A 23467-nucleotide genomic window follows, 5' to 3' on the forward strand; every position below is an offset into this window, starting at 1 on the left:
CGAATAAACTTTATTAATTTTTGTGTTTCTTTGATAATTCAAAATCTTACACCTTGAATAATGAAGTGTCAACCGAATGGAATATAGTTTAAATTTTCAGTTTTCTTTAACGAAAAACCACTGCATATGGCAGTGGTTTTTCTATTAGAAGTTAAAGTTATCTGGATCTGGACCAACGCGACGATCTTCATTTAAAGCTTGAATTGCTTTCATATCATCAGCACTTAATTCAAAGTCGAAGATGTTTGCATTTTCAATAATGCGATGTTCTTTAATAGATTTAGGGATTGTTACAACTTCGTTTTGTAGATCCCATCGTAAAATAATTTGTGCAGTTGATTTATTATATTTTGTTGCAATGTCTTGTAATGTTGGATTGTCTAGTAGTTGGCCTTGCATTAATGGTGACCAAGCTTCAAGCTGGATGTTATGTTCTTTGCAGAAAGCGTGTAGCTCTTCTTGTGCTAAACGTGGGTGGTATTCCACTTGGTTGACCATTGGCTTAATTTCAGCAATTTCAAATACGTCTTGTAAGTGGTGGATGTGGAAATTACTCACGCCAATTGCACGAACACGGCCATCTTTATAAAGCTTTTCTAACGCTTTCCATGATTCAGTATATTTTCCTTTTACAGGCCAATGTACTAAATATAAATCTAAATACTCTAAACCTAATTTCTCTAATGTAGTTTCGAATGCTTGAAGTGTTGTTTCATACCCTTGATCGCTATTCCATACTTTTGATGTAATAAATAATTCTTCACGTGAAATAACTGATTCACGGATCGCTTGTCCAACGCCTTCTTCGTTTTGATAAATTGCTGCAGTATCAATGCTGCGATAGCCATTTTTAATTGCTGCTTTTACAGATTCAATTACTTCTGAACCATCTTCTACTTTAAAAACACCTAAACCGAACCAAGGCATTTTTACACCGTTATGTAATGTTGTATAGTCTTTTAAACTTGTTAAATTCATATTATTTCCCCCTAGCTTTTTTGTTTGTTGCTTCTACTGCTTTTTGAATTGCCTCTGAAAAATTATATTCATATAAAGCTTTGAGACCTTCAGCTGTGGAACCACCGGGTGTTGTTACTTGTTCGCGGAGGTTAGCTGGATCTTGCGTTTGTTCAAGCATAGAAGCAGAGCCGGAAATCATTTGAATGACAAGGTGTTTTGCGGTTTCTTCATCAACTCCATAACTTTTTGTTGCTTCAATTAAGCTTTCAGCAAAGTAATAAAGGAAGGCTGGTGCACTTCCCGTAACTGCAGTAAGCTGATGAACTTCTTCCTCAGTACAAAGTTGCGAAGTACCAATACCTCTTAAAAGCAGTTGCAAGGTTTCCTGATGCATCTCGGTTACCGATTGTCCCATTGTATATAAGGAGATAGACTTTCCGATTTCAGCAGCTGTATTTGGCATAATCCAAGCAACAGGTGTCCCCTCGGGAAGTCTTTCTTCTAAATAAGATGGGCCAATGCCAGCGGCTACCGTTACGACAAGTTGATTCGATAGTAACGGAGATAATTCCGCTAATAAACCTTCATGTGCAGAAGGCGGCATTGCTAAAACAATCGTATCAACAGATGTAACATGCTGCTTCCAATCTGTTGTAGTAGACACATTATATCGCGTTTGTAATTGTTCCAGTTTTTCTACGTTGCTTCGGTTAGAAACGATAATTTCTTCGATGTATTCTTTGCTTGTTTTCAGTAACCCGGAAAATATGGCTTCTGCCATACGACCAGCACCAATAAATAGAATTCGATGTTTAGTTAGCATATCCTTTATTCCTTTCTAGTGGAGATATGTTATAAAAAACGATACCATTTTTAAGAGAATTTTGTAAAAAGAAAAGGCTTCCCGTAGGTGGAATGGATAATAAAAAGGAGGGAATTCATGGTAAAGGTAAGGGCTATTACTTATACTGGTGATAGGGAATTTATCCCGCTTTAATGTGCAGTAAGACCCCCACCTCAAAATTCAGCGAAAGCAAAGAAGTTAGGTGGGGGGCGGGCTGCCCATAAAAGCCCGATTGGTGAGGGCTGATTAAAGTTTCACTTTATTATACATCTGGGGAGAGATGATCATGATTAGAAGTCCGCTTTTTTTAGTCGTTTCTAGTATTATTTGCGTATTGGTTGGATTTTATATTCAATCGAGTTATATTGAAATTTTTGCATCGGTTATGGGGATTATTAATGTTTGGTTATTAGCGAGGGAAAAGGTATCTAATTTTTTGTTTGGCATGATTACGGTCGCGGTATTTATATATATTTTCATTACACAAGGTTTATATGCAATGGCAGTATTGGCAGGCTTTCAATTTATCTTTAATGTATATGGTTGGTATTATTGGATTGCACGCAGTGGTGAAGAAGAGGTAAAAGCAACAGTTCGTTTAGATTTGAAAGGTTGGATTTTCTATATAGTCTTTATTTTAGCTGCATGGATTGGTTGGGGTTATTATCAAGTCCATTACTTAGAATCAACAAGTCCATATTTAGATGCTTTAAATGCTGTATTAGGCTTAGTAGCTCAATTTATGCTAAGTCGAAAAATCTTAGAAAACTGGCATTTATGGATTTTATATAATGTAGTTAGTATTTCAATTTATATTTCCGCTGGGTTATACGTTATGCTAATATTAGCTGTTATTAATCTCTTTATATGTATAGCTGGTTTACTAGAGTGGAAGAACAATTATAAGGGACAAAAACATACAAATAATTATATCTAGAAAATAATTAGAATTGGAAAACCCCTGAAGCACATGCGCTTCAGGGGTTTATTAATAGAATATAAGTTTATGCTTTTGTCATACCTAACAATACAGCGCCACCGATAATTAAAACACTACCTAGTGCAATAAAGATCAATTGACGTTTTGTTTTCTTTTCACCTAAGAAGACAATTGCACCGAATGTTGAGATAACGATTCCAGTTTGAGATAATGGGAAGCTTGTTGCTACTCCGACACGTGGTAGTGAAAGAAGTAAGAATAAGTTTCCAGTTCCCCATAGTAAACCAGATAAAGCATTACGGATTGCATATTTGTTAAATGGTTTATGTTTAGATGTCAGTACAACCGCACCAACAAACATACCAACTGCTTGTGGTAAAATAGCAGACCAACCATCGATATTATACCAACGGATAATAATTACATATACAAGATAGCCAAAAGTAGAAACAATTAAAGTAAGAAGTCCCTTTTTCAATTGTCCTGGTGGCTGAGCATTTTCTTTATCATCTAATGATGTGAATACAACACCAACTACGATTAATAGGATTGCAATCGTTCCCAGAATGATCGTTGTAGTAGTAGTCCACTCGCGGAAAGCGATAACCCCAAAGATAGAAGTTGCAACAAGCTGCATACCAGTAGAAATCGTTACAGTAGTAGAAACACCTAACTTTTCAACTGTTTTTAATTGGTTTACTTGTCCTAAAGCCCAGAATAAACCTGAAATAAAACCAACAATCAAGATTGTCATTGTTAAAGCTGGTTGAGTAAATACATACATAATTGTTGCGAAGAATAGAGCACCGATTGTCATACCTACCGTTTGGCTATATGCACCACCGCCCATTTTTACGCTTACTAATAAGATGTTTCCCCATGCAATTGCAGGAAGAAGCGCTAATAAAATGTCCATTACAAGACTCCCTTCGTTTTGCTATACCAATATAATTACATATCGTTCTAACGATCGGTAATGCCCCACTACTAGAGTAGAAGATTACCGATCGCTAAAACAGGATGAAGAATTCACGATATAAATGCGTTTTCATTTCTTCAATTTTTGAAACACCTCCATATAATAACAGGAAATTGCCTATTTTAGAAAGTAAATTCAAATAGAATGTATATTTAAATAAAAGGTAAAATTCAGTTATTTCCCGACGGTATATTTTTATTTCCTAAGAAATAAAAAAGCAGCTTAACAAAAGCTGCTTTACGAGTTAGTAATTCTTTTATTAATAAGCTGAATACATAGCAAAAATAGGAGGGACATACTAATAGTGATAACTACTAGTGTCCAGGCGAGCTGCATATTACTTGCATCAATCGCCATGTAAATGGCAGTGGGGATAGTCTGTGTTTTACCAGGAATGTTCCCAGCAAACATGAGTGTAGCACCAAACTCACCGAGCGCACGAACAAAGCTCAAAATCATTCCGCTTAGTAAGGCAGGAAATGCAAGTGGAAGTGTGACGTGCAGAAAAACTTGATATTCACTTGCGCCAAGGTCACGAGCACTTTCTTCAATTGGTACATTCGCGATAGAAAATCCTGTTTTTGCTGATTGGTACATAAGCGGAAATGCAACAACTGTAGAAGCAATGATCGCAGCAGTAGATGTGAACATAATAGATTGCTGAAATATTGATTCTATCCACATTCCGATAGGACTGTTATTTCCAAAAATGATAATGAGAAAAAAGCCGATTACAGTTGGCGGAAGTACCATTGGTAATAAGAAAATCGTTTCTAGTATTACTTTATATCTCCATGAGGAACGTGCTAGCGCTCTTCCGATTATCGTTCCTAAAATGGTAACGATAATGGTGGCACATGCGGCTACTCGTAAAGATAGAAAGATTGGTGATAAAATAGTATCAAAGCTCATGGCAATTATAATAGGACGGTAAATCCATATTTCTTAAAGATAGATTGTGCATCTTTTGACTGCAAATACTCATAAAATGAAGTCGCCTCTTTCTTATGCTTAGATTCTTTTATAACACCTAAAGGATAGTGAATTGGCTCATGAGAAGTAGCAGCTGCTGTCTCACCAATCTTCACTTTTTCTGAAATAAGAGCATCTGTTTTGTATACAATACCAGCATCGACATTCCCTGTTTCTACATATGTTAGCACTTGGCGAACATCTTTTGTAAATACGACTTTATTTTGAATGTCATTCCAAAGATTTTCATGTGTGAGAGAAGCTTTTGCGTATTTTCCCGCAGGTACAGATTCAGGTGTACCAAGTGCGATTTTTTTTATTTTTTCATCTTTTAAATCTTGAATTTTTGTAAGAGAACTATCTTTTGGGACGACTAGAACGAGTTCGTTTCCAAGGAGATTTTTCCCTTCTTTTTCATTGATGAATCCTTTTTTAATGAGAGTTTGGAATTTATCTTCGGCTGCTGAGAAGAATAAATCAGCAGGTGCACCTTGTTCGATTTGTTGTTGAAGTGCACCAGAAGCGCCGAAGTTAAAAGAAAGTTTAATATTAGGTTCTTTTTCTTTATATTTTATTTCAATTTCTTTTAGAGCATCTTGTAAGCTTGCAGCTGCTGATATAGTAAGTTCAACTGCTGTTCCTTCTTTAGCAGTTGATTTCTCTTTCTTATCTCCGCTTGTACATGCAACGCTAAATATAAGAAGAAAAGAAAGGATAAGTGCCCCGATGGATCGTAATGTAAACTGATTCATAAAAAAATCCCCTTTCGTTTTGACATCATTAATTATAACTAATTATAACTAAATATAACTAGTTATAATTGAATATAATTTGAACATGTAGTTGTTTTTAAAATATAGGAGAAATATTCTTTTCTTTGTTACAATGAAGGAAGAAAGTGAGGAATCGTCTATGGATCATCATTCCTACACAACGGAAGAAGTAGCAAAGCGATTAAAGGTATCAAAACTAACTGTATACGACTTGATTAAAAAAGGGGAGCTGCCTTCTTATAGAGTTGGTAGACAGATGCGCATTGATGCAGCAGATTTAGAACAATATATTAAGAAAATGAAAACAGGTAAGATACAGGTTACCCCTGTAAAGAATGACAGTAATAGTATCTCGAATACATGTATTATTAGCGGACAAGAACTAACGTTAGATATGTTGGCAAAGCGTATAGAAAATCGCCTGCCAAGTTCAACTATATTAAGGGCATATCAAGGTAGTTTAACGAGTCTAGTAAAAATGTATCAAGGAGAAGGAAGTATCGTTAGTTTGCATTTGTTTGATGGGGAAACAGGTACATATAATGTTCCTTATGTAAAACGCATTTTAGTAGGACAGCCATGTATTATGATTAATTTATTAGCGAGGAACGTTGGGTTTTATGTGCAAAAGGGGAATCCTAAAAATATAAAAACATGGGCTGATTTATCTCAATCATCTATACGATTTATAAATCGAGAAAAGGGTTCTGGTATTAGGGTGTTAGTCGATGAACAATTGCGCATTCAAAATTTGAATAAAGAACGTATTAGTGGATATGAATGGGAAGAATCGAACCATCTTGGTGTTGCCACGCAAGTCGCGAATGGAAAAGCTGACGTCGGAGTAGGATCAGAAAAGTTTTCGCAAATTGTAAATGTAGACTTTGTTCCAATCATGAAAGAACAGTATGATTTAGTGATTTTGAAGAATAAAGAAAATGAAGAGCTGATCGAAGTTGTGAAAGACATTCTGCAATCGGAAGAATTTCATAATGAATTAACAGCAATTGGCGGATACGATATGACGAAAACAGGTCAAATTATATATGAAACAAACTAAAAAGCTGCTTGTCTATAAGACAAGCAGCTTTTTCTATATATAAAGGGGTTTGGGGAAACAAAGTGTTAAACAAGACCTTGAGCAAGTGTGTAAATGAAAGCTGTAAGAAGAGTCGCTCCACTTGCAAGTCCTATAAAGTCTGATTTGTTGAAAGTAATGTTGTTCATTATAATCTCTCCTTATTTGTTTAATGTAGTTGCAACGGCTTTTGCATCGACAAGTGCGGATAGCACCATGCCCATTGTATTTAAAAATTTGTTTGATTTCATTTTGTTCATCATGCGTATCCGCTCCTTTTCGAATTGTTGTTGCCCTGCTTTATATCTTAATTATAGGAAATATGATCGCCTGCAACTATCGAATTAGCTTACGGAAGACTTACACTTTTGTAAGAAAAAAAGACATTCGTGTAAGAATGTCTTTTACAGCATATTAATGTGGTGGTGCTCTTCGATTGTTTTTAAAAAGCTACGCATTGAATTTGTCATATAGCTATCCTTGCGGCGTATGAAAACCGTTGAAATACTGCCGTATTTTTCAGGGATTGCATGACAATGTACTTGCCCTGCTTTAGAAAGATGGTGGACAGCAGACTGTGGTACGAGCGTAATTCCAAGGCCGAGTGCAACACTGTTTAATATTGTCTCTAATATATTAAATTCCATAATTCTTTTTGGTAGCAAACCTTCGTCTTTCAGCCATCGTTCTAGTTTGGAACGGTATCCACATCCTTGGTTAAAAACGAGTAAAGGCGTTGTTGTAAATTCTTCTATATGAAAAGCTTTACTTTGTGTTACAAGCATTAATTTCTCTGTACTAACATCGTATTGTTCAATAAGTGGGTGTTTTATTGGTCCTGATATAAAAGCGCCATCTAATTGATGATCGAGTACTTCTCTAATTAATTCTTCTGTTAAACCTGCTTGTAATGATAAATCGACGTTCGGATAGCTTTTATAGTAAGAAGATAAAATGGTAGGTAATGTACTTACTGTTTCGACAGTACCGATTTTTAATATGCCAGAGGGTGTCTCGCTATCTAAAAATACTTGTTTTAGCTCATCAACATCTTGCAAAATTTTATTAACATAAACGAGCATTTTTCTTCCTTCAGCTGTTAAAGTCATGCCTCGTTTATGACGATAAAAGAGCGGTGTTTTCAGCTCGTTTTCTAATTGTTTAATACGCGTTGTTACATTTGATTGTACGTAATTTAATTCCTTTGCTGCGCTACTTACACTACCTTGGTCGGCAACGCTCTGGAAGATTTGCAAGTCTCTTAATTCCATAATACTGTCCTCCTTGATGTTAACTATCATTATAAATGATAGTTAACATCATTTTGAATCATTTTACGTGATGTATTTTTTCTTTTACAATTCTCTTTGTGCAAATAGAAAGAAGCGGGGGATTGTGTTGAGAAGAGGTCAAATGATAATAGGGGCTTTAGCGTGTTTAATTGCAAGTATGTCATGGGGAGCGATGTTTCCAGTTGCTGATCATGCGTTAGAATACATAGATCCGTTTTATTTTTCGCTTATTCGCTATGGAGCGGTGGCGATAATGCTGATTGTATTGTTGTTAATGAAAGAAGGGAAACAGGCATTTCGTTTAGAGGGGAGAGGAAAGTTACTCGTCTTTTTCGGAACGATGGCGTTTACTGTATATAATGTACTTATATTTTTAGGTCAAATGTTAATGGGAAAATCAGGCGTGATGGTAGCCTCCATTATGGAAGCGCTTATGCCGATGATTTCTATTTGTATCCTATGGGGATATAAGCATGTAAAACCGAAAAAGTATATGATAACGAGCATGATTATCGCTTTTATAGGGGCTGTATTTGTTATTACAAAAGGTGATATGAGTTTCTTTTTAACGTTGAAAGATAACATGTTTTCGCTAGCATTTATATTTGTTGGAGTTGTGGGTTGGGTAATTTATACGATGGGTGGTCAAACGTGTAGTGATTGGTCAACATTACGTTATTCTACGTTGACGTGTGTATTCGGTACGACTGTTACAGGAATTATAACGGTAATTATTACGTCGCTTGGATATGTTTCAGTCCCTAGTATGGGAACGATTTCTATCGTGAAATATGATTTATTGTTTATGATGACATTACCAGGAATTGTAGCATTACTCGCTTGGAATTACGGTGTGAAAATTTTATCATCTATTAATGGTATTTTATTTATTAACTTTGTACCTATTACGACTTTAGTTATTATGATGATGCAAGGATATCAAATCACAATGTTTGATATTGTAGGAACTTTATTTGTTATTGCGGCGCTTATTCGCAATAATGTTTGTCAGAGAAAAGAAGAAAACATAAATAAGAAGATGTTACAAGAAGAGCAATTACGTCAAGTTGTTTAATAGGCAATTGGAGGATTTCACATGTTAGAAAGTTTATTGTTTTTCTTCGCCGTTGGAGTTGCTTGTGAGCTTGCAGCAATTAATCGAAATGGTCGTAAGAAGATAAAACAACAAGCTGAAATGATACAGCTTTTAAAAGAGTTAAAAGAAAGAAACATTTAAAAAGACGACCGGGCATAGACGGTCGTCTTCTTCTATATAAAGGGGAAAGGGGACACAAAGTTATACAAGCGTAGCAGCGTAAATAAAAGTAGTAAGAAGAATCGAGCCGCTAGCTAATCCTAGAAAATCTAATTTGTTAAATGTGATGTTGTTCATCATGCATTCTCCTTACTTGTTTAATGTAGAAGCAACAGCTTTTGCATCGATAAGAGCGGAAAATACCATGCCCATTGTATTTAAAAAATTGTTCGATTTCATCTTGTTCATCATATTGATCCGCTCCTTTTCGAATAATTATTGCCCTGTTTCTGACTTAATTGTATGAAAAATAGCGGAGAGTAACTATCGAATTAGCTTACAGGAAAATTACACTTTTGTAAGAATTGAAATTTAATAATTAAACCTTAAAATTATTACCAACTCCTAAAACTTAGTGTTATAATTGTAGTAAGAAAATAATTATACTTCGGATGTTCAGAAAGGAACGAAACAAATGTATAAACCAATTACATTTTTGTTGAAATATATATTTAAAACAGCTGGGAAAGTAGAAGTGCAAGGAAGAGAAAAGCTACCAGAAGGTGGCCCATATGTTGTTGCGTGTACACATACAAGTTTTATGGATGTATTAATGTTAGCTACAGGGATGTACCCGACGGAAATTCATTACATGGCCAAAAAAGAATTATTTGAAGGGAAATTCAAAAATTGGTTCTTTAAAAATGTAAATGCATTCCCTGTAGATCGCGCAAATCCCGGACCGAGTACACTTAAAATTCCATCACGATTATTAAAAGAAGGAAAAGTGGTAGGGATTTTCCCGAGTGGAACGAGATCGTCAGAAGATGTTTCGTTAAAAGCTGGTGCTGTGACAATTGCGATGCGTTCTAATGTTCCACTAGTACCGGCAGCTTATATTGGTCCATCAAGTGTAAAAGAATTAATAAAAGGAAAAAGGGCGCAATTGATTTTTGGAGACCCAATTCAGATTGATGCTGAAGAACAAATAGATCGAAAAACAGCTATGAAAATGATGACAGATCAATTAAATGAGAAGTTTGAGGAGCTAAAGGAAGCTTTGCAATCAAATCAAAAGTAAGAAAAGACGACCGGGCATAGACGGTCGTCTTTTCTATTACTATTTATAATAAAGGGGAAAGGGGACACGAGATTTATACAAGCGTAGTGGCGTAGATAAAAGTCGTAAGAAGAATCGAGCCACTAACTAGTCCTAAAAAATCTAATTTGTTAAAAGTAATGTTGTTCATCGTATATTCTCCTTACTTGTTTAATGTAGAAGCAACAGCTTTTGCATCGATAAGAGCGGAAAATACCATGTCCATTGTATGTAAAAAATTGTTTGATTTCACTTTGTTCATCATATAAATCCGCTCCTTTTCGAATAATTATTGCCCTGTTTCTGACTTAATTGTATGAAAAATAGCGGAGAGTAACTATCGAATTAGCTTACAGGAAAATTACACTTTTGTAAGAAAAACGAATGAAGGTGTAATGATGAGAAGGTTTGACATATGTTCATGAAATTTATTAATTTAAAAGTAGAGGTGAGTGTATGGCTAATATTAAAGATATCGCCAAGATGGCTGGGGTTTCAGTTACAACTGTTTCGAGGGTGCTAAATGATCATCCATACGTAAGTGAAGAAAAAAGGAGAGTTGTTTTAGAAATAGTTGAGAAATTGAATTACTCACAAAACGCAAATGCTGTTCATTTATCAAAAGGAAAGACGAATATTGTTGGTGTAATTCTCCCTTACATTAATCACCCGAGCTTCGATGCAATGGTAGGGGGAATGATGGAGGGAGCGTTAACTCATAACTACAGGGTGCTACTTTGCCAAACAAACTATAATAAAAAAGAAGAAATGAAAAGTTTACATATGTTAAAAACGAAACAATTGGATGGCCTTATTATTTGTTCACGTGCAAATGATTGGGAAATGATAGAACCGTATGCTTCTTACGGCACAATCATTGCTTGTGAAGACAATGATATTTCAAATATCTCAAGTGTATATACAAATCATTCGGCAGCTTTCCAGCTAGGAATGAATCACCTTATTGAAAAAGGTTATAAAAAAATTGGTTATTGCACGGGGAGAAGGCTAGGACCGAGTAGTCAAAAGCGTTTTGATGTGTATAAGCGTCAATTGCAATCTATAGATGAAGAAGTGAATGAAGAATGGATTTTCACAGAATGTTTTACATTAGAGGATGGTGTGAGAGTCGCTCATAAGTTAAAAAGTATGCAGAATCTTCCTGAAGCGTTAATAGTAGCAGGAGATGAAGTTGCGATTGGGGTTATGACGGAAGTTGGGAAATTGGGTATTCAAGTTCCTGAGGATTTAGCGATTATTGGTTTGGATAACCAACCTATTTCGCAAGTGTTGCAACTTACAACCATTGATCAAAATTTGAAGGGGATAGGAAAAGCGGCTTTTGAAATGTTTTACCGGCAAATAAGTGACGAGAGTTCTAAACAAGAAAAGGTGGAAATTCCATATGAACTTGTGGAACGCTCTACCGTTTAGTTTTAATCCGTTATGTGTATAATCACATAACGGATTATTTTTTTGAAATATTTTTGACAGGAAACGCGTTTCATACTTTATAAAGGAATTAAACCGGTCTGTAACAATCCATGGATTCTTTTCAAAAATAGTATTTGGAGGGAAATGCATGAATGAACTTTTATTAAGTATAAAAAAGTTTTTAGGGAATGACGAAAATGTTTTAGCCTTTGTGGTGGGGGTTTTTGAGAAGGATAATTTCACGTTATGTTATCAACATGGGATTTTTGTTGCGACTACTAGACGTCTCCTGTTTTACGGAAAATTTCCGTACTATCCTTCAATATTTAAAGAGTACTCATATTTGCATATAGATAGCATAGTTTTTCGCCCGTATTTCGAATTTATTTGTAATCATGAAACCATTCGAGCTAAGTATATTCAGAAGGGGAATGTGGAGCAATTTGTCCGTATAGTTAGAGCGAATGTGAATAATTAATCATCCCCTTGTTTAAACATAATATCTTGGTTTTGATGAGGGGAAAAGTGCAATAAAAACAACTTCTAAACCTCTAGGAGATAGTGATACAATGTCAAATGGGGGAGGGTATGAACTATGGTTAATCAACGTATAAAGGAAATAACACTAATTACAATTGGCTCATTATTATTCGCAATTGGTATTAATTACTTTGCAATTCCAAACCGTCTATCAGAGGGTGGAATTATTGGTTTAACGGTTGTTACGTACTATTTATTTGATTGGTCGCCGGGGATTGTGAATTTTGCTATAAATGCAATTTTACTAGCGGTTGGTTATAAATTTTTTGATAAGAAAACAATGGTTTATACAATTTTAGGGATTGTAGAAACATCTTTGTTTTTATATGTTACAGAACATATTGAGTACCATGTAAATAGTGATACTTTATTAGCGGCACTATTTGCTGGTGTATTTGTCGGTATCGGATTAGGCTGTATGTTCAAAGCTGGAGGTACATCAGGGGGATCGGCAATTTTAGCACGATTAGCAAATCAATATTTAGGTTGGAGTGTCGGAAAAGGTGTACTTATTATTGATATCGTTGTAATTGCTGGTTCTGTATTTATAATAGGGCAAGAAAAAGCAATGTACACACTTGTTGCAGTATTCATCGGAGCGAAAGTAATTGATTTCATTGTAGAAGGAATGGACACAAAAACGGCTGTTACAATTATTTCAAATCAACCAGAGTTAATACGTGAGGCTATTACGAAAAACATGACACGCGGTGTTACTGTATTAGAAGGGCGCGGCGGATATACTGGTAAAAATAAAGAAGTTTTATATGTTGTTATTAATAAACAAGAGCTTGTTAAGTTAAAGCAAGTTATTAGCCGAGTAGATGAAGATGCTTTCGTTGTTATTCACGATGTACGCGATGTACTTGGTGGTGGTTTTAAAGCGAGCTAAAAGGTGAACGAGTAAATTCGTTCACCTTTTTTATTCTTACAAAAATGTAAGTGTAATGTAATGAGATTCAATAGTAGATTTTGTTCCTTCTTTTTAAAATGGATGTATATATATCCTGTAGAGGAGGAATGTTTATTATGAAGAAAAAAATGATCACTACTATAATAGCGATGATAGTGATAGTAGTAATGTTACTGCCTACGAAACTTGGACCAGTTATCGATAAATATAATCCGCTTTATAAGACGAAAGAATACTATACGGTTGTGAATACAATTGGTCAGCATGTTGGTGATGAGTGGTATGAATATGAATTTATAGCATTTGACGAACGTGGAAAAGAACAAAAAATAAAGAAGACTGTTAAGCATATGTTAAAGAGAGATGAAGCATTAAAGGTGTACGCAAAAGGACGCTACGGCGAGTCAATCGAAGAAGTTGAAGCTGTAAACATTCCTATTAATGCAAAGAGTAAACTTTTAGCGATGAGATAGCGGATTATACCCCCACCTATTTTTTGTCGAAAATAAAAATACTAGGTAGGGGTATTTTAGTGTGTGTGAAAAAGCCTTGGTCCATATGGACCAAGGCTTTTTTTATTATATAAAGGGGAAGGGGGTACATTGTAGTAGCATGAGTGAAAGGTATAAGAAGAGTGGCTACTAACAATGCAATTTAGTTATGTGAGTGTTCTTCTTATTTGGCTTACTTTCTAAATTTATTGTACGAAATATTGATAAGGGAAACTATCGAATTACATTACACCTAGCTTACAAACATGTAAGTCTTCTGTAATGTAATTCGATAGTTAAAAGCTATTGAATTTCATATAGTGTAATTAGAAAGTCTCACTATATTACTTTCTGTTTGTAATGTAATGAAGAATGAAAAACCAACTACTTTTTAATAGCCCTCATCTGTATGTAGATGGGGCCTTTTTTATAAACCTTACAACATTGTAAGGTTTACGTAAGTTAATTCGATAGTAAATTTGTCATATTTTTTGCATAATAGATACAAATAGATAAAAATAATTAGGGATATAGTAAGAAGGGAGAAGAATGGGATGCGTAAAGAAGAAGTAGTGAAGTTTCCAATTAAAGATTTCTGTAGCTACTTTACTGTTGCCGTAGTATGTATTGGATTATTTGATATCATAACAAACTTAATTGTTAAATAACATAGATGATAAAACAAGAAAGGAGATCCTTTCTTGTTTTTTTATGAACATAATCAATGGGTTATTAATAATATGCCACGTTTTGGTTTTGTATTAGGATTCTAATTTTTTTGCACGTTTTAATAATAAAAGAAAGACAATGACGAAGAAACCAAGTATAAGGAAGAATCCATATTGTTTTATATAATCCATTACGTCACTTGCGCTTGTTGGTTTTTCAACGTGAATGCCGTCTTTATTAGTAGTGATATGAATATCTTTCGTTTTTACTTCATTTGTTTCTTTTTGTAAATCAATCCATTCTATATTTGGAACGTTTTCCAAATCCTTTAATACTTCTTTTAATGGTTTCACACCTAAGTAAGGATGATAGAATGCACCGATAATGCCGTCAGATAGTTTTGCAACAGATACAGCACGTTCTTTCATTTTAGCAATAGCATGTGGCTTATCTTCTTCAATAAAGCCGACTGTTTCAGGTATTAATTTCATCCCGTGTAAAAATGATGGGGTACTTGTATAAAATGGTGAATGCATGGATTTCCAAGTTGTATCACTTAACTGTAGTTGTCCTACATAAGTTGAAAAGTACCTTGATAATATTTCATATCCTTTTTGAGACATCGTGTAATGAGGTGCTTCAAATGCGACAGGATATAGTTTGGCATCTACAAGTTCTTGAATGCCTTTTTCGATATGATCAGTCGTATATTTTTCTTCAAACTCTTCCCCTTTTTTTACATATGCATTATAGGCATCTATATTAGGAAAGTCATCTTTTGTTTTTGGTTGTTCATGATTTGGTTGACGAATTGGCTGGTCTGTTTTTACGTCCCAAAATTCAAAACCTTCACCGGTTTCACTATCATAAAATTGGTGAGTATAACCATGCATAATAATTGCTGCACCATCGTCTTGCATAGAGCGTAAAAGATCGACTAGTTCGGGTTTATCTTTTAAATGTACTGTCTTTCCTGTATCAGGATCTTTATATACCGGGATGACCGTAATCATATAAGGAATCTTTTTCTCTTTTAGTAATTCAGCAATTTCTTTTAATTGATTTATATCTGCTGCCGGATGAACGTCCTCAAGACGTAAATAAGCTTCTACTTTATTTGTCGTTGGCTTTTGTCCGAAGTAAGAATATAACGTTTCACCGACATAATGAGACATCCAGTCAAAGAGATTTGGCGTTGCAACGTAATAAGATGTTTCATGCTGAACGATTAGTGGATTCTTACTATTTGGGGTTAAAGCGTTAGCAAGAACAGTTCCGTTTGTATCAAAAGACTGAATCAATCGTTCTTCTTCTAAAGTGTTTTTTAGCTTATGGCTTGGATATTCGATTTTATTAACTCGTATATCATTATCCTTTAGAGTAATGAAAGAAAAGCGATTAGATAACTGTTCGACATTTTGTCCTAAAACTAATACTGGGCCTGAGAAATCTTCTAGAATTTGTTTTGCTTCAGCAGGAACATCTTCTTTTTGTTCCCCGATATAGACAATATGTGTATAAGAAGATGAATTAGTAATTTCATTAGCCTTGTTTAAACTTTTCATAGTTATATCGTTTGTAAAATGTCCCAATTGAGTATTAAGGATTTGAATATTATTTGTAATTTTATCGTCTTTTGTACTATATAAAACAAGTACTTTTGGTTTTGATGATGTTTGCGCAGAGGTGTGGATAGGGATAAGAAGTAAAATACTGAACAAGAGTATTATGCACTTTTTCATTTGGTCTGCTCCTATTCTATATATAGAGTTCAATTTACAATTATATACAATGAATACGTTGTAGTCTATGAAAGTTACATTTTTGCACGTATTTACCAGCTGTTTTTTCACAAAATCGGTCTAAAGCATGATGATAATATGTATAGTTATTTGCTATGATAAAAGAGTAAGAGAATGATAGAATGTGGGTAATTGTAAAGGGAAGAAGGCTGAAAGGGGACAAATTTCAGCGGAGAAAGAGGTAGAGGTAGTGAAGAAATTCTTTGTAGGATTTTTAGTTGTTCTTGGGGTGTACTTATATTTCCAAGGAAAGTCTGAAGGAATGGGCAAATTAGTAAATGAGACAAGCTATGTTGACTCAGAAGAAGCAAAACAGATGAAACAAATTATTATAGAGGAAGCAAAGAAAGTCAATCTTCCAGAATGGATACCTCTTACAATTGCCGAACATGAAAGTCGATTAAATCCAAGAAGTGTTGGAGATAACGGAACTTCATTCGGATTGTTTCAATTGCATCGCGGTGGTGGACTTGCACCGGATCATTTAACTGATGATGAGCTGAAAGATCCACGTACAAATGCGCAAATTGCAATGCCGCATTTAATGAAAGGATATAAGCGCGGGGTGCAGAAAGGTTTGACTGATTTTGCATTACTAAAATATGTAGCAAATACATCTGGATGGCCAGGTAATCTGGGTCCAGAGTGGACGGATAATAACATGAAGTATAACATGGGATTAGAAGATGTGTATTATCGAAATAAAGGTGTAATAAAAGAGTAGGTTTTTGATACCTACTCTATTTTTTGTGGCTAATTGCGTCGTCTTGTTTTGTGAAATACGCCGCTAGTTGTATTTTCACCTCTTCTAGTTTTGTAGAAACTTGCGGTATTTTATATCCTACATATAATGGTGAAACGACAAATCTAGGAACAACTTTACAAATGATCTTTCCACTTACGTGATAGAAAAATAAGTTATAACTACTACATCCTTTATGGAAATCTTTCAGTATGTAACGTACAGTTTGCTGAATATAATTTGCTAGTTCATCTATGCATCCAATATCTTCAATGATGATATTAAATTCAGTAAAACCGATAATAGGACGATCTGAAATATTGAGTTCAATGTGTTCGTTTTTTTGTACAATTACTCCTCGGAAGTTGTCCTGTTCTACGTTACCGAGATAGTCTACATACTTCATTCCAATAATTTGCATGTGTGCATGATGCAAACTTCCACCTGAGAATGGACCGTGATTTTTGTATAAAATTACAGATGTGAATTCTTCGCTCTTCTGTAAGTCTAACCAATGTTTAATGGAGAAACGGATTAACGATCGCATATGTTCTTCTGTATATGTCGCAATATGATCTTCACAATTATCTATTTCGATTAGCACCGTTTGAAATGTATCTTTTAATGTAGGAAATTTGTTTTTTAGCCAAATAATTGAGCCTTCAGTTGCTAAAATATCCGTTAAATTTTCTCTGTCACAAAAAGGACATGCAGCGCTTCTATTCCGGATGCTTTCTGGTTTTTGTTTGCCGATATCGTTTAAAAAGTATAGTTGTTGTGTATCCATTTGTATTTATGCCCCTTTAAAATATGTGTAAAAATCCCGCTTAATACATTCGGGAAAAGAAGTGGAAAATCCTTTAAAGGGAATAGGAAAAATAAAAGACAAGATCTCCTCATTAAGATAGGGTACCTTGTCTTTTATTTTTTCTTTAATAATGTGTATGGATAATATAGATCGTTTTTATTGTGCTTCTTTTTTCTATTTTTTATTGTGTAAAAGGCAATTGCTGTACTTGCGATTACAATAATGGCTTTCTTCATATTCATTTACCCCTTTTTTTATTGTTGGTTTAATTCTTGGCTAACTGCTTTTGCATCAACTAAAGCGTGTAAAATCATTTTTACCATGTTCATCATATTTTTTCACTCCTTTTTATAGTTCGTTTAGTTCTTTTACAACTGCTTGTCCGTTCACTAATACCTCAAAGATTGCTTTTACGATTTCCTTCATCATGATTGTTTCCTCCTTTTGTTGTCTCTTTTGTTTACATCTTTATTGTATAGGGAGGCATCTTTTCGTACTATCGCTTTCCATTACGTGAACATAACAGTTTTGTAAGATTGGATGTCACTTATCGAAATGTTTAGTCTATCTTCATTATTTTCAGAAAAATGACTATTCAAACATGGAATGGGAAAGTATAATAAAGAAGTAAGTATTAAATTCCGTACGAAAGGGGTGAATGAGATGAAACGTTCTTTAGCTGCACGTGCCAAATTTTTAGATTTTATCTATTTTTGTCGTGCGATTTTTCATGATGTAGTTGTTAACGGGATACGTCTGTCCTTTTTTAACAATTGCATAGTAGCTATTGAACGATAGAAATCTCTTCACCCATTTTTAATAAACGTGTGAAAAGGGAGCTATTTGGCTTCCTTTTTCTATGTCGAAAACCATGGGGAATGTTTCTTTCCCATGGTTTTTTATATTGAAAGGAGTACGGAAAATGACAATTTGTAGTGTAAATAATGTAACGAAATCTTTTGGTGGAAACATCATATTTGAAAATATATCGCTTGAAATAAAGAATGGTGAACGTGTTGGATTAGTTGGTCGTAACGGTAGTGGGAAGACAACAATCTTTCAGCTTCTAACTGGAATGGAAAGTTTAGATGCAGGGGCCATTCATATGAAGAAAGGTACACGTATTGGTCATGTAGCACAAATTCCGAAATTTGATGAGAGTATGACTGTATATGAAGTATTGAGTTCCGCTTTTAAAATAGAAAAAGAATTAGAAAGAGAAATGCGTACTTTAGAAAAACATATGGCGGAAGAACAGGAATCTTCTGTTTTACAAAAGTTAATGGAGAGATACGGAATCATCCAAGAAAAGTTTGCGTTTCTAGGTGGTTATGAAATCGAAGCGAACATTATGAAGGTAGCAAATGGTCTACAGGTGATAGAACTATTCCATCGATCATTTCTGGAGTTAAGTGGTGGGGAGCAAACAAAAGTAAGCCTTGCATACATGCTGTTGCAGAAACCAGATTTACTTTTATTAGATGAACCAACCAATCATTTAGATTTATTTGCAGTCGAATGGTTAGAGCAATTTTTAAAAGAATACAACGGAACAGTTATGGTTATTTCACATGATCGCTATTTCCTTGATGAAGTTGTAACGAAGATTTTTGATTTAGAAGATGGAGAGATTCACGTGTACCATACAAACTATTCTCGGTTTGTTGAAGAGAAGGAAGAAAGGTTACTTCAGGAGTTTCAGACTTATCAAGAACAGCAAAAGAAAATAAAGAAAATGAAAGAAGCAATTAAGCGATTACGTGAATGGGCAAATCAGGCGAATCCTCCGAATGAAGGATTGCATAAGAGAGCAAGAAGTATGGAACGTGCACTGGAACGGATGGAGAAACTAAAAAAACCTATTTTAGAACGAAAACAAATGGGACTTCAGTTTGAAGGGCAAGAGAGAAGTGGGAAAGATGTTGTTGTAATGAAAGAAGTGAGTAAAGGATTTGCCGAACATCTTTTATTTAACGAAGCAAATTTACATGTTCGTTTTCAAGAGCGTGCGGCTATCGTTGGTCGTAATGGTACAGGAAAGACAACGCTATTAAAGTTATTATTAGAAGAAATAGAACCAGACGGTGGAGAAATTCGAATTGGAAGTAGTGTGAAAATCGGTTATTTATCCCAGCATGCGTACGGAAATATGAAGAGTAATGTATTGGAGGCTTTCAGGGAATGTGTAGCTGTAACAGAGGGAGAAGCGAGACATATATTAGCTAAGTTTTTATTTTATGGTCCAGCGGTGTTTAAGAAAGTAACGCAACTGAGTGGTGGAGAAAAAATGAGGTTAAGACTTGCACAACTTATGTATCAAGATATCAATTTTTTAATTTTAGATGAGCCGACAAATCATCTCGACATTGAATCAAGGGAAGTTTTAGAGGAAGCCCTTGAACAATATAATGGGACGATTTTAGCTGTTTCACATGATCGTTATTTTTTAAATAAGTTATTTGAAAAGACGTATTGGATTGATGAGTGTAAATTATTTGAGTTTGCAGGGAACTATGCATGGGCTCGTCAAAAGTGGGAAGAAAAACTTGAGACACAAGTAATAAAGCAACAGCGCCAAGGAAGAAAAAGGATTGAAACAGCCCCTGTAAAAAAGAAAGAAGCTAGGAATATTGAGGAGATTGAAACCGAGTTAATGCATGTTGAAGAAGATATATATACGCTTGAGTGTAAGATGGAACATGTAGTTGATGTTGAAATGCTTGAACAATTGTATGAAGAAAAATCGAAGAAAGAGTTGTTACGAGCGGAGTTATATAATGAGTTAGAGAATATTGTGGAGTAAAGAAATTAGAATGAAAGAGCAAGTTGTTTTCTCATATTTTGAGGAGGGCTTGCTCTTTTGTATAAGAATAGAGAAATAATTGGTATAATTTTCTTGTTATCACAATGAAGAGGCGCACTTTAGGTTATTAAAACGTGAGGAGAATTTTATGTTAGGATACGCGAGAATTGCTACAATCGTCATGATCTGTTTTGTTTATGCAAACCATGTTTCACGTGAAACAGCACATTTGCAATTTTTTGTGGGTATAGCACTTTTTATTTATATTGTGAATCATATTTTGCTAGTAAAAGTGGATGGAGGTAAAAAACTTGTTTTTTATACACTATTAGCGAATGGGATAGTTACAGCTTTATTAGGTTTTTTATTTCCTGAGACATGTTTATATTTAATTATATTTGGAATTGATGCAGTAGGGCTATTTATTCATGAATTTCGTAGAAGCATGATGTACTTTTTTATTACTTTTTTCTTTCTTTGCTGGTTTATAAATATAATACATGCTTATGAACATACAGGTAGTTTAGAATTGGAGAGTAATGCTATTAATTTTATGTTTATCGTTTTTAGTGCTTTAGCTGGAAGCTTAATAAAAAAACTTACAGCTGCTCGGAAAATGGTAGATGAGCAATATGAGGAATTGACATTGTCTCATACAGCTCTAAAAGAAGCGCATGAACAATTACGTCTATATGCCAAAGAGGTAGAAGAATTGACAGCCGTTCGAGAGCGAAATGATATTGCCCGAGAAATTCATGATACTGTCGGTCATAATATGACAGCCTTACTTGTCCAATTACAACTTGCAGAGGCTTTGTGGAAACAAAAGTCGGACGCTACGGAAGAGGTTTTACATACATGTCATGGGCTAGCCAGGAAATCACTTCAAGAGGTGAGAGCATCTGTACATGCCTTAAAAGAAGAAGGTAAACTAGGGAACATAATAGAAAATATGCGTGAAATGTTACATGGATATTCTAAAGCGACGAAAGTACAAGTATCTTTTCAATTACAAGGGGATCCGGTTTTGATTCCGTTGTCACTACAACCTACACTCCTCCGGGTTATGCAAGAGTCTTTAACAAATGCAAAGCGGCATGGCAAAGCGAGTTTATGTGAAGTGAGTTTAACTTGTTCGGCGAAACAAGTTAAACTATGTATTTTGGATAATGGCTTGGGAGTTAACGAGGTAAGCCCTGGTTTTGGTTTACTTAATATGAGAGAACGAGTAGAGGAACATGGTGGAACTATTCAATTTGAGAGTGAGATAGAAAAAGGCTTTCGGTTACAGATTGAATTTCCACTTCAGGAGAAAACGTGGTTAATAGGGGGAACTGTATGATTCGGATTATGATTGTTGATGATCAATCACTCATTCGTGATGGTTTAGCGATGTTATTAAACTTACGTCAAGAACTTGAAGTAGTGGGAACTGCTACAGATGGAGACGAAGTGATACAAAAGGTGAAAGAGCTACATCCTGAAATTATTTTGATGGATATTCGGATGCCTCGTATGAATGGTGTTGAAGGAACACGTTTAGTTAGAGAACAGTTCCCTCATATAAAGGTACTTATGTTGACGACTTTTAGTGATAGTGAGCTTATCTTTGAAGCATTGGAGCAAGGAGCAAGTGGTTATTTATTGAAGGACATGGAGACAGATGCAATCGCTCAAGCAATTTTAACGGTGCATAGTGGAGGGGCTGTGCTTCCTCAGGATATAACAGCGCAAATCATAAAAGAATTAAAAAAGACAAAAGTAGCAGTAGAGTGCACCACACCAGAACAATTAGCGCAATTAACTGAGCGAGAAGTAGATGTTTTAAGGGAAATTGGACTTGGGTTAAATAATAAGGAGATTGCGGAAAAGTTATTTATTACAGAGGGAACTGTTAAGAATCATGTTTCTAATTTAATTAGTAAGTTAGAACTGAGAGATCGAACGCAAGCAGCCATATACGCAGTAAGGTATGGCATCACGATGTACACATGACTTTTGGCATATATAAGTGTGAAAAAGCAGCAGAATTTGCTGCTTTTTTATTTTGTATTTCTATCTCAAGGATGATGGAGAGAAGAAGAAATTTTTCTACAATGAAAGTGTAGATGAATGCAAAGGGGCTGAATCAGTATGTTAGTCATAGATCATATTACGAAATCATTTGGTAAGAAGAAAATCATAAAGAATGTTTCTTTTGAGGTGAAGAAAGGGGAAACATTCGGATTGCTTGGTCCAAATGGAGCGGGAAAATCAACGACGATATCAATGATTTGCGGGTTAATTTCATACGACAGTGGCGATATAAAAGTTGGTGGGAAATCTGTAAAAGAATATCCATTAGAGGCGAAAAAGAAAATTGGTATTGTTCCACAAGACATTGCGCTCTATCCAACACTTTCAGCGAAGGAAAATTTGGTTTTTTGGGGAAAGATGTACGGTTTAAATGGAAAAGTTGCAAAAGAGCGAGCTGAGGAAGTATTGGCTTACGTCGGTTTACAGGACCGTGGAAAAGATAAAATTGAAACATTTTCAGGTGGAATGAAAAGACGTATTAATATTGGTGCCGCACTTATGCATGAGCCAGAGTTGTTAATTATGGATGAACCGACAGTTGGGATTGATCCGCAATCGAGAAACCATATTTTAGAGACTGTTAAAAAATTAAATGAAAAAGGGATGACAGTTATTTATACGAGTCATTACATGGAAGAAGTAGAGTATTTATGTGAAAGAATTGCAATTGTTGATCATGGAAAGGTAATTGCATTAGGAACGAAAAGGGAGCTATGTAATCGCCTGGCAGATGGGTTTATAGTGAGATTGCAATTAAATCGTTATAGTACGGAACTGCTACAAAAGTTGAAAGCACTATCTGTTGTTGAACGAATTATTTTTGATGAAGATAATAGTACGATTGATATTGGGCTAAATGGTGGTGAGTCCATTGGTACAGTTGTGTCAGTAGTGGTGGAGAACAACGCTCAAATTTTAAAGCTTGAAGTGCAAGAACCGAATTTGGAGGCACTCTTTTTACAATTAACAGGACGTTCACTTCGTGATTAAGGAGGTT

Annotated in this window: 27 protein-coding genes; 15 read left to right on the forward strand and 12 right to left on the reverse strand. The window is 35.0% G+C overall.

The window, feature by feature from the left end; all coding sequences use genetic code 11:
* Positions 1 to 144 precede the first annotated feature (144 nt).
* Positions 145 to 978 (reverse strand): aldo/keto reductase, encoded by an 834-nt coding sequence (locus tag EKQ63_RS02825; RefSeq protein ID WP_143880714.1) that lies wholly within the window; start codon positions 976 to 978, stop codon positions 145 to 147.
* 1 nt (position 979) lies between these two features.
* The gene (proC, locus tag EKQ63_RS02830; RefSeq protein WP_143880715.1) at positions 980 to 1783 is read right to left on the reverse strand and encodes a pyrroline-5-carboxylate reductase; all 804 of its coding nucleotides are present in this window, start codon (positions 1781 to 1783) and stop codon (positions 980 to 982) included.
* Between the two features lie 307 nt (positions 1784 to 2090).
* Here proC and pnuC point away from each other — a divergent pair, with 307 nt between their 5' ends.
* On the forward strand, positions 2091 to 2741 hold the full coding sequence (pnuC, locus tag EKQ63_RS02835) for a nicotinamide riboside transporter PnuC (protein WP_087952226.1): 651 nt from the start codon (positions 2091 to 2093) through the stop codon (positions 2739 to 2741).
* A 67-nt stretch (positions 2742 to 2808) separates the two neighbouring features.
* Here pnuC and EKQ63_RS02840 read toward each other — a convergent pair whose 3' ends face one another.
* The 3 genes from EKQ63_RS02840 to modA all read right to left on the reverse strand — a co-directional run bounded on the left by EKQ63_RS02840 (position 2809) and on the right by modA (position 5447).
* Complete coding sequence (locus tag EKQ63_RS02840; RefSeq protein ID WP_000353544.1) at positions 2809 to 3660, reverse strand: GRP family sugar transporter; 852 nt, start codon at positions 3658 to 3660, stop codon at positions 2809 to 2811.
* A 300-nt stretch (positions 3661 to 3960) separates the two neighbouring features.
* A complete protein-coding gene (gene modB / locus EKQ63_RS02845; protein ID WP_087952225.1) occupies positions 3961 to 4635 on the reverse strand; it encodes a molybdate ABC transporter permease subunit in 675 nt (224 codons plus the stop codon).
* Positions 4636 to 4640: 5 nt separating this feature from the next.
* Positions 4641 to 5447 carry a molybdate ABC transporter substrate-binding protein gene (gene modA / locus EKQ63_RS02850; RefSeq protein WP_087952224.1) on the reverse strand — a complete coding sequence of 269 codons (807 nt, stop codon included), beginning with the start codon at positions 5445 to 5447 and terminating at the stop codon, positions 4641 to 4643.
* 133 nt (positions 5448 to 5580) lie between these two features.
* Here modA and EKQ63_RS02855 point away from each other — a divergent pair, with 133 nt between their 5' ends.
* Positions 5581 to 6528, forward strand: coding sequence for a substrate-binding domain-containing protein (locus EKQ63_RS02855; RefSeq protein ID WP_088326271.1), 948 nt, complete (start codon positions 5581 to 5583; stop codon positions 6526 to 6528).
* A 65-nt stretch (positions 6529 to 6593) separates the two neighbouring features.
* On the opposite strand, the gene EKQ63_RS02860 is transcribed toward EKQ63_RS02855, so the two are convergent.
* Both EKQ63_RS02860 and EKQ63_RS02865 read right to left on the reverse strand, forming a co-directional pair.
* Positions 6594 to 6695: a DUF3948 family protein gene (locus EKQ63_RS02860; protein WP_001060018.1), complete on the reverse strand. Its 102-nt coding sequence runs from the start codon at positions 6693 to 6695 to the stop codon at positions 6594 to 6596.
* 255 nt (positions 6696 to 6950) lie between these two features.
* Positions 6951 to 7817: a LysR family transcriptional regulator gene (locus tag EKQ63_RS02865; protein ID WP_087952222.1), complete on the reverse strand. Its 867-nt coding sequence runs from the start codon at positions 7815 to 7817 to the stop codon at positions 6951 to 6953.
* Positions 7818 to 7944: 127 nt separating this feature from the next.
* On the opposite strand from EKQ63_RS02865, the gene EKQ63_RS02870 reads away from it, so the two are divergent.
* Both EKQ63_RS02870 and EKQ63_RS02875 read left to right on the forward strand, forming a co-directional pair.
* The gene (locus EKQ63_RS02870) at positions 7945 to 8913 is read left to right on the forward strand and encodes a DMT family transporter (RefSeq protein ID WP_140168674.1); all 969 of its coding nucleotides are present in this window, start codon (positions 7945 to 7947) and stop codon (positions 8911 to 8913) included.
* A gap of 21 nt (positions 8914 to 8934) precedes the next feature.
* The gene (locus EKQ63_RS02875) at positions 8935 to 9075 is read left to right on the forward strand and encodes a YrzO family protein (protein WP_000894069.1); all 141 of its coding nucleotides are present in this window, start codon (positions 8935 to 8937) and stop codon (positions 9073 to 9075) included.
* Between the two features lie 60 nt (positions 9076 to 9135).
* On the opposite strand, the gene EKQ63_RS02880 is transcribed toward EKQ63_RS02875, so the two are convergent.
* Positions 9136 to 9231 (reverse strand): DUF3948 family protein, encoded by a 96-nt coding sequence (locus EKQ63_RS02880; protein WP_073530339.1) that lies wholly within the window; start codon positions 9229 to 9231, stop codon positions 9136 to 9138.
* Between the two features lie 337 nt (positions 9232 to 9568).
* Between EKQ63_RS02880 and EKQ63_RS02885 the strand changes: the two genes are divergently transcribed.
* Positions 9569 to 10174: a lysophospholipid acyltransferase family protein gene (locus EKQ63_RS02885; RefSeq protein WP_087952219.1), complete on the forward strand. Its 606-nt coding sequence runs from the start codon at positions 9569 to 9571 to the stop codon at positions 10172 to 10174.
* 73 nt (positions 10175 to 10247) lie between these two features.
* On the opposite strand, the gene EKQ63_RS02890 is transcribed toward EKQ63_RS02885, so the two are convergent.
* On the reverse strand, positions 10248 to 10343 hold the full coding sequence (locus EKQ63_RS02890; RefSeq protein WP_087952218.1) for a DUF3948 family protein: 96 nt from the start codon (positions 10341 to 10343) through the stop codon (positions 10248 to 10250).
* Positions 10344 to 10648: 305 nt separating this feature from the next.
* Between EKQ63_RS02890 and EKQ63_RS02895 the strand changes: the two genes are divergently transcribed.
* The 4 genes from EKQ63_RS02895 (at position 10649) to EKQ63_RS02910 (ending at position 13552) form a co-directional block, all read left to right on the forward strand.
* Positions 10649 to 11626, forward strand: a complete 978-nt coding sequence (locus tag EKQ63_RS02895) for a LacI family DNA-binding transcriptional regulator (protein WP_087952217.1) — start codon at positions 10649 to 10651, stop codon at positions 11624 to 11626.
* Between the two features lie 148 nt (positions 11627 to 11774).
* Positions 11775 to 12104 (forward strand): PH domain-containing protein, encoded by a 330-nt coding sequence (locus tag EKQ63_RS02900; protein WP_087952216.1) that lies wholly within the window; start codon positions 11775 to 11777, stop codon positions 12102 to 12104.
* A 117-nt stretch (positions 12105 to 12221) separates the two neighbouring features.
* The gene (locus EKQ63_RS02905; RefSeq protein ID WP_044790585.1) at positions 12222 to 13058 is read left to right on the forward strand and encodes a YitT family protein; all 837 of its coding nucleotides are present in this window, start codon (positions 12222 to 12224) and stop codon (positions 13056 to 13058) included.
* 137 nt (positions 13059 to 13195) lie between these two features.
* Positions 13196 to 13552, forward strand: coding sequence for a YxeA family protein (locus EKQ63_RS02910; protein WP_087952215.1), 357 nt, complete (start codon positions 13196 to 13198; stop codon positions 13550 to 13552).
* A gap of 779 nt (positions 13553 to 14331) precedes the next feature.
* Here EKQ63_RS02910 and EKQ63_RS02915 read toward each other — a convergent pair.
* Entirely contained in the window at positions 14332 to 15981 is a 1650-nt protein-coding gene (locus EKQ63_RS02915) for a DUF2334 domain-containing protein (protein WP_143880716.1), read from the reverse strand.
* A 250-nt stretch (positions 15982 to 16231) separates the two neighbouring features.
* On the opposite strand from EKQ63_RS02915, the gene EKQ63_RS02920 reads away from it, so the two are divergent.
* Positions 16232 to 16765: a transglycosylase SLT domain-containing protein gene (locus EKQ63_RS02920; RefSeq protein ID WP_087952254.1), complete on the forward strand. Its 534-nt coding sequence runs from the start codon at positions 16232 to 16234 to the stop codon at positions 16763 to 16765.
* A 16-nt stretch (positions 16766 to 16781) separates the two neighbouring features.
* Here the strand turns inward: EKQ63_RS02920 and EKQ63_RS02925 are convergent, their stop codons facing one another.
* Positions 16782 to 17570 (reverse strand): DUF4931 domain-containing protein, encoded by a 789-nt coding sequence (locus EKQ63_RS02925; RefSeq protein WP_087952213.1) that lies wholly within the window; start codon positions 17568 to 17570, stop codon positions 16782 to 16784.
* A gap of 134 nt (positions 17571 to 17704) precedes the next feature.
* Positions 17705 to 17833 (reverse strand): hypothetical protein, encoded by a 129-nt coding sequence (locus EKQ63_RS02930; RefSeq protein ID WP_003266122.1) that lies wholly within the window; start codon positions 17831 to 17833, stop codon positions 17705 to 17707.
* Positions 17834 to 18254: 421 nt separating this feature from the next.
* Here EKQ63_RS02930 and EKQ63_RS02935 point away from each other — a divergent pair, with 421 nt between their 5' ends.
* The 5 genes from EKQ63_RS02935 to EKQ63_RS02955 all read left to right on the forward strand — a co-directional run bounded on the left by EKQ63_RS02935 (position 18255) and on the right by EKQ63_RS02955 (position 23460).
* Entirely contained in the window at positions 18255 to 18389 is a 135-nt protein-coding gene (locus EKQ63_RS02935) for an RAxF-45 family protein (protein WP_000830642.1), read from the forward strand.
* Between the two features lie 124 nt (positions 18390 to 18513).
* On the forward strand, positions 18514 to 20394 hold the full coding sequence (gene abc-f / locus EKQ63_RS02940) for a ribosomal protection-like ABC-F family protein (protein WP_087996361.1): 1881 nt from the start codon (positions 18514 to 18516) through the stop codon (positions 20392 to 20394).
* Positions 20395 to 20542: 148 nt separating this feature from the next.
* On the forward strand, positions 20543 to 21736 hold the full coding sequence (locus EKQ63_RS02945) for a sensor histidine kinase (RefSeq protein WP_087996359.1): 1194 nt from the start codon (positions 20543 to 20545) through the stop codon (positions 21734 to 21736).
* Positions 21733 to 22389, forward strand: coding sequence for a response regulator (locus tag EKQ63_RS02950; protein WP_000619343.1), 657 nt, complete (start codon positions 21733 to 21735; stop codon positions 22387 to 22389). The genes EKQ63_RS02945 and EKQ63_RS02950 overlap by 4 nt, the downstream gene beginning before the upstream one ends.
* 138 nt (positions 22390 to 22527) lie before the next feature.
* On the forward strand, positions 22528 to 23460 hold the full coding sequence (locus EKQ63_RS02955) for an ABC transporter ATP-binding protein (protein WP_000960165.1): 933 nt from the start codon (positions 22528 to 22530) through the stop codon (positions 23458 to 23460).
* The last annotated feature ends 7 nt before the right edge of the window (positions 23461 to 23467 follow it).

The organism is Bacillus sp. BD59S, from assembly GCF_007363175.1.
GTDB classification, from domain to species: domain Bacteria; phylum Bacillota; class Bacilli; order Bacillales; family Bacillaceae_G; genus Bacillus_A; species Bacillus_A pacificus.